This window comes from Streptomyces sp. NBC_01546, assembly GCF_045208355.1.
Classification (GTDB): Bacteria; Actinomycetota; Actinomycetes; order Streptomycetales; family Streptomycetaceae; genus Streptomyces.
Window position 1 is genome coordinate 3,799,320 of sequence record NZ_CP109379.1, and the last position, 15,776, is coordinate 3,815,095.

12 protein-coding genes and 1 pseudogene are annotated in these 15,776 nt (G+C 72.9%); 7 read left to right on the forward strand and 6 right to left on the reverse strand.

Features of this window, described 5'->3' with window-relative positions:
* Window positions 1-58 precede the first annotated feature (58 nt).
* The gene (locus tag OHA89_RS17235) at window positions 59-2,878 is read left to right on the forward strand and encodes a hypothetical protein (RefSeq protein WP_406366565.1); all 2,820 of its coding nucleotides are present in this window, start codon (window positions 59-61) and stop codon (window positions 2,876-2,878) included.
* Window positions 2,879-2,944: 66 nt separating this feature from the next.
* Here OHA89_RS17235 and OHA89_RS17240 read toward each other — a convergent pair whose 3' ends face one another.
* Window positions 2,945-3,571: an HAD family hydrolase gene (locus tag OHA89_RS17240; protein WP_406366566.1), complete on the reverse strand. Its 627-nt coding sequence runs from the start codon at window positions 3,569-3,571 to the stop codon at window positions 2,945-2,947.
* A gap of 94 nt (window positions 3,572-3,665) precedes the next feature.
* Between OHA89_RS17240 and OHA89_RS17245 the strand changes: the two genes are divergently transcribed.
* From OHA89_RS17245 to OHA89_RS17255, 3 genes and pseudogenes are all read left to right on the forward strand, one after another.
* Window positions 3,666-4,688, forward strand: coding sequence for an iron ABC transporter permease (locus OHA89_RS17245; RefSeq protein ID WP_266608492.1), 1,023 nt, complete (start codon window positions 3,666-3,668; stop codon window positions 4,686-4,688).
* Entirely contained in the window at window positions 4,685-5,713 is a 1,029-nt protein-coding gene (locus tag OHA89_RS17250) for a FecCD family ABC transporter permease (protein WP_406366567.1), read from the forward strand. Before OHA89_RS17245 ends, OHA89_RS17250 begins: the two co-directional genes overlap by 4 nt.
* A pseudogene (locus OHA89_RS17255) lies at window positions 5,714-6,506 on the forward strand (ABC transporter ATP-binding protein). It abuts the gene before it with no gap.
* 143 nt (window positions 6,507-6,649) lie between these two features.
* Here OHA89_RS17255 and OHA89_RS17260 read toward each other — a convergent pair.
* Together OHA89_RS17260 and OHA89_RS17265 are read right to left on the reverse strand one after the other, a co-directional pair.
* Complete coding sequence (locus OHA89_RS17260; protein WP_266608497.1) at window positions 6,650-7,879, reverse strand: transposase; 1,230 nt, start codon at window positions 7,877-7,879, stop codon at window positions 6,650-6,652.
* 113 nt (window positions 7,880-7,992) lie between these two features.
* Complete coding sequence (locus tag OHA89_RS17265) at window positions 7,993-8,952, reverse strand: hypothetical protein (RefSeq protein WP_266608499.1); 960 nt, start codon at window positions 8,950-8,952, stop codon at window positions 7,993-7,995.
* 86 nt (window positions 8,953-9,038) lie between these two features.
* Here OHA89_RS17265 and OHA89_RS17270 point away from each other — a divergent pair, with 86 nt between their 5' ends.
* Both OHA89_RS17270 and OHA89_RS17275 read left to right on the forward strand, forming a co-directional pair.
* Entirely contained in the window at window positions 9,039-11,522 is a 2,484-nt protein-coding gene (locus tag OHA89_RS17270; protein ID WP_406366568.1) for a helicase-associated domain-containing protein, read from the forward strand.
* A gap of 155 nt (window positions 11,523-11,677) precedes the next feature.
* On the forward strand, window positions 11,678-12,268 hold the full coding sequence (locus tag OHA89_RS17275; protein ID WP_266608503.1) for a DUF4291 domain-containing protein: 591 nt from the start codon (window positions 11,678-11,680) through the stop codon (window positions 12,266-12,268).
* On the opposite strand, the gene OHA89_RS17280 is transcribed toward OHA89_RS17275, so the two are convergent.
* Entirely contained in the window at window positions 12,253-12,723 is a 471-nt protein-coding gene (locus OHA89_RS17280; protein WP_266608505.1) for an N-acetyltransferase, read from the reverse strand. The two genes, OHA89_RS17275 and OHA89_RS17280, sit on opposite strands and share 16 nt — an antisense overlap.
* A gap of 151 nt (window positions 12,724-12,874) precedes the next feature.
* Between OHA89_RS17280 and OHA89_RS17285 the strand changes: the two genes are divergently transcribed.
* On the forward strand, window positions 12,875-14,518 hold the full coding sequence (locus OHA89_RS17285; protein ID WP_257555032.1) for a DNA repair helicase XPB: 1,644 nt from the start codon (window positions 12,875-12,877) through the stop codon (window positions 14,516-14,518).
* Here the strand turns inward: OHA89_RS17285 and OHA89_RS17290 are convergent.
* A complete protein-coding gene (locus tag OHA89_RS17290) occupies window positions 14,476-15,246 on the reverse strand; it encodes a glycosyltransferase family 87 protein (RefSeq protein WP_266608507.1) in 771 nt (256 codons plus the stop codon). The two genes, OHA89_RS17285 and OHA89_RS17290, sit on opposite strands and share 43 nt — an antisense overlap.
* Before the next feature lie 92 nt (window positions 15,247-15,338).
* Window positions 15,339-15,551, reverse strand: coding sequence for a hypothetical protein (locus tag OHA89_RS17295; protein ID WP_266608509.1), 213 nt, complete (start codon window positions 15,549-15,551; stop codon window positions 15,339-15,341).
* Between the last annotated feature and the right edge of the window lie 225 nt (window positions 15,552-15,776).

Below are 15,776 nucleotides of genomic sequence, written 5' to 3' on the forward strand. Positions count from 1 at the left end.
CCCTGGGGGGTTCATGCCAGTCACATCGGCGTCTGCAAGACGCCCGATTTCCACCGCATTGACGTGCCTGTTCGCCGTCCTCGCCGCACTCCTCCTGCCGGTGGGCGCCGCTCAGGCCGCGCCGGCCGCCGAGGACTGCGTCGCCGTCGCCGAGGGGCGCTACGCGGGTACGTTCGCCACCGCCGGGCAGACGCACTGCCTGGAGCTGCCGAGCCCGAAGGGCGCCCGGATCGCAGCGCTCACCTCGCTCGGCGGCGGCACGGGCCTCACCGTCCAGGTCGAGGTGGTCGACCAGAACGGCACCGCGCAGTGCACCGCCGTTGAACTCGCCCGGGGCGGCTGCGCCCTGACCGGCACGGCACCGTTCCGCGCGCTGGTGCACGCCGATGACTCCGCCGCAACCGGTCCGTACGGCGTCCACTTCGTCCGTACGGACGTGCTCCAGGCGGGCTGTCAGGTCCTGCCCGCGGGGAGCTTCGCCGACGACGCGGCGGCCGTGCGGCTGGAGACCGGCAACGGCGTCTTCTCGCACTGCCTGACCATCCCGGCCGACGCGCATTCCACCGCCGAGCTCCTGCGTATCCGCTACGGGCTCCCGGACGACAACGAGCTGTTCCCGCGCTACACGATCAGCGTGGTCGGCACCGACGGCAACGGGCCCTCCTGCTACGACCACCCCACCCCGGGCCAACAGCTCCGGACGGACGGCCTCACCAGCTGCTCCTTCACCGCCGGCAAGGCGTACACCGTCCTCCTGCAGGGCCAGGACGCCGCGCGCAGCCACGCCCTGGACCGCCGGGACGTCACCGCCACGGCCAAGGGCTGCGCCGCCTCCGCCGCGACGGCGGTCGGCGCCCCGGCCACAACCGGCACGTCCGGCCAGAACGGCACCCTGCGCTGCCACCGGATCACCACGGCCTCCGCCACGGACCGGCTGCTCGTCAACGCCCGGGACGTCCACGACAGCACGCACATGCTGATCATCGACGACACCGGCCGCATCGCCTGCTACCAGAAGACCTCGGTGTGCAGGCCCACCGGCTCCGCCGGTTACCAGGTCGTCACCCAGGTCCCGGAGGGCTGGTCCCTGCCCGCTTCCTACCGCCTCGACGCCTGGCGGATCGGCACCGCAGACGGCCCCGCGCCCGAGTGCACACGGGCGGAGTCGGTCGCGTACGGGTACGGTCCGCTGACCGGCACGCTCTCCGAGGAGCGCACCGGCGTGTGCGCCGTGCTGGAGAGCCACCCGAGTGACCAGTTCAGGGTCGACGTCACCGCCACGGACGGCGGGACGTTCACCCCGGAGCCCGCGCTCTACAACGATCTCTGGATCAACCGCTGCACGGGCAGTTCGTCGCCGTACAACTGTCAGAGCGACGGCCTCAGCACGTTCGTTCTCGCGCTGCCGGACAAGACGGACCGCACGGCGTACCGCGCCGAGCTCGTCTGCACCTACGCACCCTGCGGCTGGGAGAACGTGTCCGTCGGGACGGTCACGCCGAACACCGCGCAGAGCGGTACGGTCGCGACCCTCACCGTGACGGGCACGGCGCTGGGCATGAACACCACGGTCAAGCTGAGCGGCGGCCCGTCGCCGCTGACGGCCACGACCGTCTCGGTCTCCGACGACGCCCGGACGCTGAAGGCGACCGTGGACCTGCGCACGGCCCCCGCCGGCAACTGGAACATCAGCGTCAGCGCGCTCGGCTTCCAGTACCCGCGCGGCACGCTGACGGTGACGCCGCCCGCGGTCTCCGGCCTGGGTACGTACAAGCCGATCACGCCGACCCGGCTGATGGACACCCGAAGCGGACTGGGCGTGCCCCAGGCCAAGGTCGGCCAAGGCGAGACGGTCACCTTGCAGGTCACCGGCACGGCGGGCATTCCGGCGACCGGGGTCAGCGCCGTCGTCCTCAACGTCACGGCCACCGACCCCACCACCAGCAGCCACGTGTCGGTCTACCCCAACGGCACGACCCGCACCAGCGCCTCGAACCTCAACTTCACCGCAGGGCAGACGATCCCGAACCTCGTCGTCGTCCCCGTCGTGAACGGAAAGGTCAGCTTCTACAACAACGCAGGATCCGTCGACCTCATCGCCGACGTCGCCGGCTACTACACCACCGACGGAACGGGCTCCACCTACAAGCCGATCACGCCCACCCGGCTGATGGACACCCGAAGCGGACTGGGCGTGCCCCAGGCCAAGGTGGGACAGGGCGGGACCGTCACCCTGCAGGTCACCGGCACTGCGGGGATCCCCGCGAGCGGGGTCACGGCCGTGGTTCTGAACATCACGGCCACCGACCCCACCACGGGCAGCTACGTGTCCGTCTATCCCAACGGCACGACCCGCACCAGCGCCTCGAACCTCAACTTCACCGCAGGGCAGACGATCCCGAACCTCGTCGTCGTCCCCGTCGTGAACGGAAAGCTCAGCTTCTACAACAACGCAGGATCCGTCGACCTCATCGCCGACGTCGCCGGCTACTACACCACCGACAGAACGGGCTCCGCCTACAAGCCGATCACGCCCACGCGCCTCATGGACACCCGTGAGGGACTGGGCGTGCCGAAGGCGAAGGTGGGACAGGGCGGCACCGTCACCCTGCAGGTCACCGGCACTGCGGGGATCCCCGCGAGCGGGGTCACGGCCGTGGTTCTGAACGTCACGGCCACCGACCCCACCACGGGCAGCTACGTATCCGTCTATCCCAACGGCACGACCCGCACCAGCGCCTCGAACCTCAACTTCACCGCAGGACTGACGATCCCGAACCTCGTCGTCGTCCCCGTCGTGAACGGAAAGCTCAGCTTCTACAACAACGCAGGATCCGTCGACCTCATCGCCGACGTCGCCGGCTACTACACGATGTAACGCCGGAAGCTCCTTCCCTGCGCCCGGCCCTCCGGCCGGGCGCAGGGAAGGAGACAGACAGGCGCTCTAGGCCGGCTGGGCCGCGACGTATTCCGCGAGCCATTGCGGCAGTGCGGTGAGGTCCGCGAGGACCACGTCCGCGCCCGCGGCGCGCAGTTCGGGCTCCGGGCAGGGGCCGGTCGGCACCACCACGGACAGTGCGCCGGCCTTGCGGGCGCCTCGTACGTCGCCCACGTGGTCGCCGACGTAGACCTGCGCGCCGTACTCGCGCAGCGCCCCGGCCTTGGCCTCGGCCCACAGCCAGCCGATGACGGCGTCCGGCTCGATGCCCAGGTGCTTCAGGTGCAGGCGGGCGTTGGGCTCGTGCTTGGCGGTGACGACGATCGCGCGGCCGCCGAGTGCCTGGACGGCCTCGATCGCCTCACGGGCGCCGGGCATCGCGGGGGTCGGCTCGATGGCGTATGTGGGATAGATCTCCCGGTAGCGGTCCGCCACGGCCGGGATCTCGGCCTCCGGGAACCAGTACGCCAGCTCCTCCTCCAGCGGCGGACCGAGCCGCGTGATCGCCGCGTCGGCGTCGATGAACGTGCCCGTCTCGGCCGAGAGCGCCTGGTAGGCGGCCTTGATTCCCGGGCGCGAATCGATGAGGGTCATGTCGAGGTCGAAGCCGACGGTGAGGTTCATACCTGCCATTGTGCCGACGCGGGGCGGCACCCGGGCCGACAGCAGGCCGACAACGGGGGAACGTACACTTAGGCTCGCCTTACCAGATCATGAAATAGGTGACATGTCTGCCCCGCCCGCTCTTCGGCGCGCCCTGACGACCCGTCGTATCGGGTGGACCGCAGCCGCCTTCGCCGCGCTGATATGCGCGGTGGTCCTCTCCCTCTCCGTCGGGGCCCGGCCCGTTCCGCCCTCCGCGGTCTGGGACGCCCTGGTCCACGGGGCGGGCAGCCCCGACGCCGAAGTGGTGCGCAGCCTGCGCGTCCCCCGCACCCTGATCGCCCTGATGGTCGGCGCGGCCCTGGCCCTGGCCGGGACCGCGCTCCAGGGCATCACGCGCAACCCGATAGCCGACCCCGGCATCCTGGGCATCAGCCAGGGTGCCGGGGTCGCGGTCGTCTGCGCCATCGCCTTCGCGGGGGTGCACACGCTGAGCGGGTACGTGTGGTTCGCCTTCGCCGGGGCGGCGGTGGCCTCGGTCGCCGTCTACGCCGTCGCCTCCGGCGGGCGCGGGGGCGCGACCCCGGTGAAACTGGCGCTCGGCGGGGCCGCGATCAACGCGCTGCTGGTGTCGGTCACCACGGGGGTGCTGACGACGAAGGCCTCGGCGCTGGACGAGTTCCGTTTCTGGCAGGTCGGCTCGGTGGCCGGGCGGGACGTCCAGGTGGTCCACCAGATATGGCCGTTCCTGCTGGTGGGGGTGGTGCTGGTGGTGTCCGTGGCCCGGGGCCTGGACGCGCTGGCGCTCGGCGAGGACGTGGCCCGGGGGCTCGGGCAGAACGTGGCCGCCGTACGGATCGTCGGCGGCCTCGGCGCGACCGTGCTGACCGGCGCCGGGGTCGCGGCCGCCGGGCCGATCGCCTTCATCGGGCTCGCCGTCCCGCACATCGCGCGCGCCGTCGTGGGCGGCGACCACCGCTGGGTGCTGCCGATGGCCGCGCTGATCGGCCCGGTGATGCTGCTCGTCGCGGACGTGGTCGGACGGGTCGTGGTGCCGCCGGGCGAGGTCCCGGCCGGGGTGATGACGGCCCTCATCGGGGTGCCGTTCCTGGTCACGCTGGTCCGCCGCAAGGCGGTGGCCGCGTGACCGGATACACCCTGGTGCGTGCCGGGCGCGGGTCCTTCCTGCTGCACCGCCGGGCGGCGGTCGTGGCGCTGGGCCTTGGCGCCCTGCTGGCGGCGGTCTGCGTCGTGTACCTCTCGGTCGGCGAATCCTTCGTCTCCCCCGGCGAGGTGGTGAAGGTGCTGCTCGGCCGGCCGTCCCCGGAGGAGCTGGTCGTCGGCACGCTGCGGCTGCCCCGGATGACGGCCGGGCTGCTCGTCGGCCTGGCCTTCGGGGTCGCCGGTGCGCTGATCCAGACCGTGGCCCGCAATCCGCTGGCCTCCCCCGACATCATCGGCATCAGCCAGGGCGCGAGCGCCGTCACCGTGGCGGCGCTGACCTTCGGCGTGACCTCGTACGCCGTACTGCCGTACCTGTCGGTGCTCGGCGGTGTCGTCGCCGCCGTCCTCGTGTACGCCTTCGCGTGGCGGGGCGGGCTGCACGCGACGCGGTTCGTGCTGATCGGCATCGGCTTCGCCGTCGCACTGCGGTCGGTGACGACGCTGCTGATGACCAAGGGCGACTACCTCGTCGCCCAGCAGGCGCAGATCTGGATGACCGGCTCGCTCAACGGGCGCGGCTGGGACGTCGCCACGCCGCTCGCGTGGGTGCTGCTGGCGCTGCTGCCGGGCGTGCTGTGGGCGGCGCGGGCGCAGCGCACCGTCTCGCTCGACGACGACACCGCCACGGCGCTCGGGGTGCGCCTGGGCCGGGTCCGGCTCGGGCTGATCGCGCTGGGCGTGGTCCTGGCCTCGGTGGCGACGGGCGCGGCCGGGCCGGTGGACTTCGTGGCGCTGCTCGCGCCGCAGATCGCCCGGCGGATGACCAGGACCGCGCAGATCCCGCTGTTGTGCTCGGCGCTGACGGGTGCGGTGATCGTCGTGTCCGGCGATCTCCTCGCCCGCCGGCTGCTGTCCCCGACCGAGCTCCCGGTGGGCGTGCTGACCGCCGCCGTGGGGGCCCCGTACCTGATCTGGCTGATCGTCCGCAGCCGTACTGGAGGCAAGTAGATGAGCCGTCTCTCCGCTGCCGGGCTGACGCTCGCGTACGAGGACCGCGTGGTGGTCGAGGACCTGGACCTCGCCGTCCCCGACGGCAAGGTGACGGTGATCGTCGGCCCGAACGCGTGCGGCAAGTCGACGACCCTGCGGGCGCTCGGGCCGGCTGCTGAAGCCGCGCTCGGGTGCGGTGCTGCTGGACGGGGCCGCGCTGTCGTCGCTGCCCACGCGGCAGATAGCGCAGACCATCGGGCTGCTCCCGCAGCCCCCGGTGGCCCCGGAGGCGATCACGGTCGCCGACCTCGTGGCGCGGGGGCGGCAGCCGCACCAGCACTGGTGGCAGCAGTGGTCGGAGGCGGACGAGCGGGCCGTCGTGGACGCGATGGCCCGTACGTCGGTCTCCGACCTGGCGGACCGTTCGGTGGACGCCCTGTCGGGCGGGCAGCGGCAGCGCGTCTGGATCGCGATGGCGCTGGCGCAGGACACCGATCTGCTGTTGCTGGACGAGCCGACGACGTTCCTGGACATCGCCCACCAGGTGGAGGTCCTCGACCTGGTACGGCGTCTGAACCGGGACCGGGGCCGGACGGTGGTGGCCGTCCTGCACGACCTGAACCAGGCGGCGCGCTACGCGGACCATCTGGTGGCGATGAAGGCGGGCCGCGTCGTGGCCGAGGGCCCGCCGTCGGCGGTGGTCACCGCCGAGCTGGTCCGCGAGGTCTTCGGCCTCGACTCGATCGTCATCCCGGACCCGGTGACGGGCTCCCCGCTGGTGGTCCCGGGCGCGCCCTGGTCCGCTTCCTGACCGTCCCCGGGGACGGTCCACGATCCGTGTTCAACCTTTTCCGTGCGGCCGCACTCAGGACAGGACAGGGGTGAGAGACACGATTTGACTGCTCCCTCGGCTGAAGCCGAGTGATTCCGGCTTCTGTCGGTGGGATTTCTGACTCAAGCTGCCTTCCGGACCGGCGGTCCGTGAGGTCTTCCGCTCTCGGCGTCAGCAGGGCTCAGACCCGCCCTCTTGAGCATGACGTGGGCGGAGTTCTTGTCCCGGGGAGACGAGGTTCCGCACGCAGTACAGGTGTAGGTGCGCATGCCCAGCGGCAGTGCGTGCTTGGCTCTCGCTCCGCAATGCGCGCAGTCCATCGTGGTGTGCGCGGGGTGGACCAGGTGCACGGTGCGGCCGTGCTTGCGGCCCATCTCGATCAATGCCTGCTTGGTTGCGCCGATGGCGGCGTCAGCAGCCTTCTTGGCCATGGTGGACTTCGCGAGGAACTTCGGGCGAAAGTCCTCCACCGCCATGTGGTCGTGGTCGCGGGCGACCTTCTTGGCCCACTTACGGGCCGTGTCCTGCCGCTGCCGGGCGACCTTCTTGTGCAGCTTCGCTGCCTGCCGCTGCGCCCTGCGGTAGCCCTTGGACTGCGACTTGTTCTTCGGGCGTTCGCGGCGTGCCATCTGCCGTTGGTAGTGGGCCAGCCTGGCAGCGGCCTTCCTGCCGTGCTCCGGATGGGGAAGGTCGTGTTCGTCGCTGGTGGTGGTCGCGGTTTCCCTCACGCCCCAGTCGATCCCGATCACCTGGCCGGTGGCAGACAGCGGCTCACCCGCAGTGGGCACGACAAAGGAGGCGTACCAGTGCCCGAGACCGTCCCGATACACACGAACCGACGACGGGTCGGCGGGAAGCTCGCGCGACCACACGATCGTCACAACGATGCCGCCCGCCAGATGCAGCCGGCCGTTCTTGATCCGGAAACCGTGCCGCGTGTAGTTCAGAGTGGGGTCGGCCTTGCGCTTTTTCTTTGGCCGGGGCATCCCCGCCCGTTGCCGCATCGGGAGACGGACCTTGATGTCCTTGAGTGCCTTCGCGCGGGACTTGGCAAAATCCCGGATAATCTGCTGCTGAGGAACACTGCTGCCCACGCGCAGCCATTCCGTCACAGACCTGGCTCCGGTCAGCATCTTGTCGAGCTGCGCCGGGCCGCACGTCAGCCTCTCCGTGCTCTCCGAGCGGTTCCCGTTGGCGGTGTGGACCTGCTTGGACTTGGCCACGCACTCGTTCCACACCCACCGGCACCGGTCCCACTCAGCCAACAAGGCAGCACGAGCGGTAGACGACACCCGCAGCCGGAAGGTGTACCGGGCGCGCCCGCCCTCCCCACACCCCGCCGTTGCCGTCATGACGCCAACCTAGAGCCCAAGCCTGCCTCGCCCCCCGGAACCCCGACACCCCACCCGAACGGGTGACCGATCCCGCACACCGACCGCCATCCCCCCAACACTGGACTGCGCGGTCAGCGGCGGCGGGCCCGCCACACCAGGTAGACGACCGAGGCCAGGGCCGCGGCCCGGAGCAGCCACGGCCACATGCCGTGCAGGGCGCCGCTCAGCTGGTCCTCCGCCAGGGTCTCGCCCCACTTGCCCTTCATCCGGCCCCACAGCCAGACCATCGCCCCCGCCAGGACCACGCCGGGCGGGCCGAAGACGGCCCACTTGCGCTCGGTCGGCCGCAGTACGCGCGAGGCGTACGGCAGCAGCCAGCCCACGACGAGCAGCAGCCAGTACCCGGTGACCATGCCGACGACGAGGACGGCCGCGGCCAGCAGCAGGAAGGCGTTCGGCCGGGGCCGCGCGGCGGCGGCCGCCGCTTCCGGCTCCGCCTCCGCCGCCTCCTTCTTCGCGTCCTTCTTCGCCCGCCGCCGCTCGCGCAGGAACCGTACGAGGCCCCGTACGCGCGACTCCGGCGGCCCGGCCGGGGGCTCCGGCTCCTGCGCCGCCTCCTCCTCCTTGGCCAGGTGGTCCGGGAACTCGATGCCGCCCGCGAAACCCTCGACCTGCGGCCCCGCCCCGAACCCGCCCGGGCTCACCCGCCACCAGTCGGGCTCGGCCCCGCCCGAGGGGCCGAGTTCGTCGAGACCGGCCAGGTGCGGCGGCACGTTCCGCGGCTCCGCCGCCGGCTTCGGGCCGCGCGGTCCCCGCTGGGCGGGCACCGCCGGGGCGGGCGTCACGGGCGCGGACCCCGCACCGGTGACGCCGTGGCCGGCCAGCACCTCCTCCGGCGTGCCGAGCCGCTGGAGGATGCCGCGTACGGCGGCCGGGGTCTCCGGCTCGTACCGGGCGCGCCGACGGTCGATCTCGTCCCGCAGCCCCGACACCAGCCGCATCCGGTCCCCGGAGGACAGCTGCCGCTGCTGCGCCAAGTCCCCGACGCGGCTCAGATATTCGTAGACCAGTTGGTCGCTTTCGATCCCCACGCCCCGGCTCCTCCCGTACCGCCTGTCCCGAAGGTAGCGCGTGCGCCCGTGGAGCGGCCGCGTGCTCAGCGGATACCGTTGGCCGGATGGGGACCGGCCGACTGACCGGCCGACGCGACCAGGAGGCGACGACCGTGCCTGAGGCAAGCACCGCAGGGGGCACCGCGGGAGGTGCCCCGCGCTCCCTCGCCGAGGCGCTGCGCGCCCGCGACGACGCGGCGCTCGCCGCACTGCTGCACGCCCGTCCGGACCTGCTCAGCCCGGTGCCCGGCGACGTGACCCAGCTGGCCACCCGGGCCGGGACCCGCGCCTCGGTGGTGCGGGCGCTGGAGCGGCTGGACCGGTTCGCGCTGCAGACCGCCGAGGCCCTGGCGGTGGCCCCCGACCCCTGCACGTACCCGGTGCTGGAGTCGCTGCTGACCGGCGAGGAGGGCACCACCGGCCAGGACAACGGGGCGCGCGCCGAGCTCCCCCGGGCGCTGGCCACCCTGCGCGACCAGGCCCTGGTGTGGGGTGACGACGACCGGCTGCGCCTGGTGCGCACCGCCCGCGAGCTGCTCGCGCCCTCCGCCCAGCGGCCCTCCCCGACCGGCCTCGGCCCGACCGTCGCCGAGGCCACGTCCGGGATGTCGCCGACCCGGGTCCAGGAGATCGTGTCGGCCGCCGGACTGCCCGGCACCCACGACCCGGTGTCCGCGGTCTCGGCGCTGACCGGGCTGTTCACCGACCCCGAGCGGATGTCGGCGCTGCTGGACGAGGCCCCGGCGGAGGCGCACCAGGTGCTCGGACGGCTCGTGTGGGGGCCTCCGTACGGGGAGGTGACCCCGAACCCGACGGCGCCGGTGCGCTGGCTGCGCGACCGCGGACTGCTGCTGCCCGCCTCCGCGCGGACCGTGGTGCTGCCCCGCGAGGTGGCGCTCCACCTGCGCGGCGGCCTCGCGCACCGGGACACCGCGCCCGTGGCCCCGCCGGTGCCCGCGCACCGCGAGCACCGTCCACAGCTTGTGGACGCGAACGCCGCCGGGCAGGCGCTGGCCGCGCTGTCCACCGTCGAGGAGCTGGTGAAGTCCTGGGAGCACGCCGGTCCGCTGGTGCTGCGCGCGGGCGGGCTCGCCGTACGGGACCTGAAACGGGCCGCGGCCACCCTGGACACCACCGAACCGGCGGCGGCGTTCTGGATCGAACTCGCCTACGCGGCAGGTCTGCTGGCCAGTGACGGGGAGGCGGACGAGCGGTACGCGCCCACCCCCGCCTTCGACGACTGGTGCGAACTGCCGCCCCCCGAAAGGTGGTCGGTCATCGCGGCGGCCTGGCTGCCGGCCACCCGGACGGCCGGGCTGGTCGGCGAGCAGGACGGCAAGGGCCGCACCCTCTCCGCGCTCGGCCCCGAACTCGACCGCTCTGCCGCCCCCGAGGTGCGCCGGCGCGTCCTGGAGCTGCTCGCCGCCCTGCCCGAGGGGGCCTCCCCCGATCCCGACGCCCTGCTGGACCGTCTCGCGTGGGAGCGTCCCGTACGCGGTGCGAGCGATCTGCGCACCCGCCTCGCGCACTGGACGCTGACCGAGGCGGAGGTCCTGGGCGTCACCGGCCGGGGCGCGCTGTCCGGGCCCGGCCGCGCCCTGCTGGAGCATCGCGACCCGGCGCCGCTGCTGGCACCGCTCCTTCCCGAGCCGGTGGACCACGTACTGCTCCAGGCCGACCTGACGGCGGTGGCCCCCGGGCCGCTGCGCCGCCCGCTCGGCGACACCCTGGCGGTGCTCGCGGACGTGGAGTCCAAGGGCGGGGCGACGGTGTACCGCTTCACGCCCGGGTCGGTGCGCCGGGCCCTGGACGCCGGGCACGCCGCCGCCGACCTGCACGCCTTCCTCAAGGAACACAGCCGCACGCCGGTGCCGCAGCCGCTGGCCTACCTGATCGACGACGTCGCCCGGCGGCACGGGCACCTGCGGGTCGGCGCGGCGTCCTCGTACGTGCGCTGCGACGACGACGCGATGCTCGGCGAGATCCTGGCCGACAAGCGTTCGGAGGGGCTGTCGCTGCGCCGCCTCGCGCCGACGGTGCTGGCCGCGCAGGCCGAACCCGCCGCGCTGCTGGAGGGGTTGCGGGCGATGGGGTACGCGCCGGCCGCGGAGTCCCTGACCGGTGACGTGCTGGTGGCCCGGGCCGACGCCCGCCGCACCCCGGCGCGCTCGGCGCCCGTACCCGTGCCGGACGGCCCGCCGGTGCCGGACGACACCCTGCTGGGGGCGGCCGTACGGGCGATCCGCGCGGGCGACCTGGCGGCGACGGCGGTGCGCAAGGAGCCCGCGTCGCCCTCGGTGGTCCCCGGCGAACTGCCGCGCACGAGCGCGGCGGAGACCCTGGCGACGGTGCAGGCGGCCGCGCTGACCGGGTCGGCGGTGTGGATCGGGTACGTGAACGCGGACGGGGCGGCGAGCCAGCGGGTGATCGCCCCGGTCCGCGTGGAGGGCGGCTTCGTCACCGGCTACGACCACACGGCGGACGAGGTGCGGACGTACGCACTGCACCGGATCACGGGGGTCGCGGAACTGGCGGAGGACCAGGTCTAGGAGCGCTGACTGATCCAGCCCCGCCTGGGGGCCCCTCCCAGCGGTAGCTGGGGGAGTTTGAGGCGCGGGGTCTGGGGCAGCGCCCCAGCAACGGCGCCGCACCCCGCCGGGAAATCCGCTGGCGGGCGGGTGCGGCGCCCCGGCAGGCTGGGGCCATGCCCAACCCACCGCCGCGAGCGATCCGCGCGGCCCACACCGACAGCACGATCACCGTCTACCAGGCGTACTCCCCCGCCCTCGGAGGCCCGGCGGCCCGCGACGGCCGGTTCCCGCCCGCCTGGAAGCGGGAGCGGATGACGTGGATCAAGCCGTCGTTCCTGTGGATGATGTACCGCTGCGGCTGGGCCTCGAAGGCCGGCCAGGAGACGGTGCTGGCCATCGACATCACCCGGTCCGGCTTCGACGAGGCGCTCCGCGGGGCCTGCCTGTCCCACTGGAAGCGCGGGGTGCACGCGGACCGCGAGGCCTGGCAGCAGTCGCTGCGCGCGACGTCGGCCCGCGTCCAGTGGGACCCGGAGCGCGACCTCCACCTGAACCCGCTGCCGTACCGCTCGCTCCAGCTGGGCCTGTCCGGGCCCGCCTCACGTGCCTACGCCGAGGAGTGGACGGTCGCCATCCGCGACGTCACCCCGCTGGTCCGGGAGATCCGCTCCCTGCTCCGGACCGGCGACGAGGCGGCGGCGCGCGCCCTGCTGCCCGCGGAAACCCCGTACCCGGCGGGCCCGTTGCCTCACCTGGGCGCGTAGTCGATCAGCCCGGCGTCGAACGGCCAGACCTCACGCATCCAGCGGCTCACGGCCTCGTACAGCGGGACGTCGAGGTGCGCCCGGTCGGCCCGCACCCACGAGCTGACCTGGACCCGCTCGGGCTGCTCCCTGCCGGGGTAGACGTACAGGCACCCGATGACCTCCCCCTCCCCGTCCCCTTCGAGCACGCTGTACGTGAACCCGCGCCGCTCGGCGAAGTCCCGCGCGTGCCCCTCCAGATCGGCCAGGTTGGCATCGGCGGACATGCCCTCCAGCGGCGGCCAGTTCCTGCCGAACCCTGGTGTGGCCCGGATGTGCTCGATGCTCCCGCCCCAGGCGGCGAGGTCCCGCTCGTTGTGCTGCCCGCCCAGGGGCTCCAGCCGGAAGCCCTCGCCGACGAGGCTCGTGGGCGCCTCGAAGCCGGCGGGCACGAAATTCTGCTGATCATCACTCATGCCGGGACCGTATGTGCCTGCGCCGCCGGCGTCAGCAGCTTTTCGACCTGCTCCCGCGCGGCCCGGGGCGCCGGGCCAGAGCGCCTTGTTTCCAGCCCCGGCGCGGTACGGCAGACTGGAGGTTTGACCTGACTGAAACGGGGCGCCGCGCGTGAATGGTCCACTCATCGTCCAGAGCGACAAGACACTCCTTCTCGAGGTCGACCACGAGCTCGCCGGAGCCGCGCGGCGTGCCATCGCTCCCTTTGCCGAGCTGGAGCGGGCTCCCGAGCACATTCACACCTACCGGATCACCCCGCTCGGGCTGTGGAACGCCCGGGCCGCCGGGCATGACGCCGAGCAGGTCGTCGATGCGCTCGTCGAGTTCTCCCGCTACCCCGTCCCGCACGCGCTGCTCGTCGACGTCGCCGAGACCATGGCCCGCTACGGCCGCCTCACCCTCTCCAAGCACCCCGTGCACGGGCTGGTCCTGACCAGCACCGACCGGCCCGTGCTGGAGGAGATCCTGCGCTCCAAGCGGATCGCCCCGCTGGTCGGGGCGCGGCTCGACGCCGACACCGTGGCCGTGCACCCCTCCGAGCGCGGGCAGATCAAGCAGACGCTGCTCAAGCTGGGCTGGCCGGCCGAGGACCTCGCCGGGTACGTGGACGGCGAGGCCCACCAGATCGACCTCGTCGAGGACGGCTGGGCGCTGCGCCCGTACCAGCAGCAGGCCGTCGAGGGGTTCTGGCACGGCGGTTCCGGTGTGGTCGTGCTGCCCTGTGGCGCGGGCAAGACGCTGGTCGGCGCCGGGGCCATGGCGATGGCCAAAGCGACGACGCTGATCCTGGTCACGAACACCGTCTCGGCCCGCCAGTGGAAGCACGAGCTGGTCAAGCGGACCTCGCTGACGGAGGAGGAGATCGGCGAGTACTCCGGCACCCGCAAGGAGATCAGGCCCGTCACGATCGCCACGTACCAGGTCCTCACGACCAAGCGGAAGGGCGTCTACCCGCACCTGGAGCTCTTCGACTCCCGCGACTGGGGCCTGATCCTCTACGACGAGGTGCACCTGCTGCCCGCGCCGGTGTTCAAGTTCACCGCCGATCTCCAGGCCCGTCGGCGCCTCGGCCTGACGGCCACGCTCGTACGGGAGGACGGCCGCGAGTCGGACGTCTTCTCGCTCATCGGGCCGAAGCGGTTCGACGCGCCGTGGAAGGAGATCGAGGCGCAGGGCTACATCGCGCCCGCCGACTGCGTCGAGGTCCGGGTCAACCTGACGGAAACGGAGCGCCTCGCGTACGCGACCGCCGAGACCGAGGAGAAGTACCGCTTCTGCGCGACGACGGCGACGAAGCGGAAGGTCACCGAGGCGCTGGTGCGCAAGCACCAGGGCGAGCAGACCCTGGTCATCGGCCAGTACATCGACCAGCTCGACGAACTGGGCGAGCACCTGGACGCGCCCGTCATCAAGGGCGAGACCTCCAACGCGCAGCGCGAGAAGCTCTTCGACGCCTTCCGGCAGGGCGAGATCAGCGTGCTGGTCGTGTCGAAGGTCGCGAACTTCTCGATCGACCTGCCCGAGGCCACGGTCGCCATCCAGGTGTCGGGTACGTTCGGCTCCCGCCAGGAGGAGGCCCAGCGCCTGGGCCGCGTACTGCGGCCGAAGGCGGACGGCCACGAGGCGCGGTTCTACTCGGTGGTCGCGCGCGACACCATCGACCAGGACTTCGCGGCGCACCGCCAGCGCTTCCTCGCCGAACAGGGCTACGCCTACCGGATCATGGACGCCGACGAGCTGCTGGCGAGCGACTGACGCAGCGCGGCCAGCAGGGCGGCGAGCGGCGGGACCAGCCAGATCCACAGGGCCGGCCAGTCCCGCAGCAGGGCCCGGCCGGTGGCGGGCAGGTGCCGGATCCAGAATTCGGCGGAGGCCTCGGGGAAGGCCACCAGGCCAAGCAGGGCGGTACCGGCCAAGGCGGCCAGTGCCGTCAGTCCGGCCCGGACGCGGCCGGTGAGCAGCAGGTACGGGACGAACGCCGCCGGGGTCAGGTTGATCCCGGCGGCGGTGCCCAGCGCGAAGCCCTTGCCGAGCGAGCCCGCGGGCCGGCCGAGGTCCCACAGGACCAGGCAGGCCAGGGCCAGGTTGACCAGGCCGGGCAGCGGGGCCTGCACCAGCGGCTCCAGCCACAGCCCGGCGATGGTGGCGGCGAGCACGGGCCCGGGTCTGGCCCGCAGCCCCGCGAGGCGGCAGGACAGCAGGATCAGCAGGGCGAGCAGGCCGGCGCTGCCGAGGACGAGGACGGCCTTCAGGAGGCCGGCCGGGAGCCAGGCGGCGGGTGTGAACAGGATCGCCGCGAAGGGCGGGTACGCGGCGGGCGGCTGCCATTCGGTGAGCGAGATGCCCTGGACGAGGGCGTCGGCCATCGGAACGCGCAGGGCGACGCAGAGCACGCCGAGTACGAGGAGCGAGCCTGCCACCAGGGGGCCGGCCAGGGGCGACGCCGAACGGCTGGGGGCGGCGAGGGCGGGACTCCGGGTCACGCGCGTGACCCTAGTGGATCAGTGCCCGGTGACCGCCGTATCCGGCCGGGGCGCTGCGCGACGCCGGATCAGCGGCGGACGGCAACGCCGGGTCAGCGGCGGACGACGCCCGCGTCCTCGGCGTATTCGCCCAGGACGACGACGCTGACGGCGGCCGCCGCGAAGACCTTGGCGGCGCGCAGTACGCCGCCGAGGCCGTAGCGCGGACGCGAATCGGAGAGGGAAGCGGCGCCTCCCCCAGACTTCGTCCGGGAGGTGCCCCCAGGGCGGCCGCCCTGGATCGGGGTGAAGGTTGCGGTGCTCATGTGTCCATGGTGGGTTTTCGCGCCCGCCGGCACATCGCTCTGGGGGCGGAACCCCCGGGCGTCCCGCGTACTACTCACGGCCCATGGCATCCCCTAGTGGTCGCATGAGTGGTCACATGAGTGGTCACATGCCACCCGTACGGAGTCGCTCGAGGGCCCCGGATAATCCGTTCGCGCCGCGCGGGCCCGATGGCTAGAATCTCCGCTCTTGCCGCCTCCCGCCGC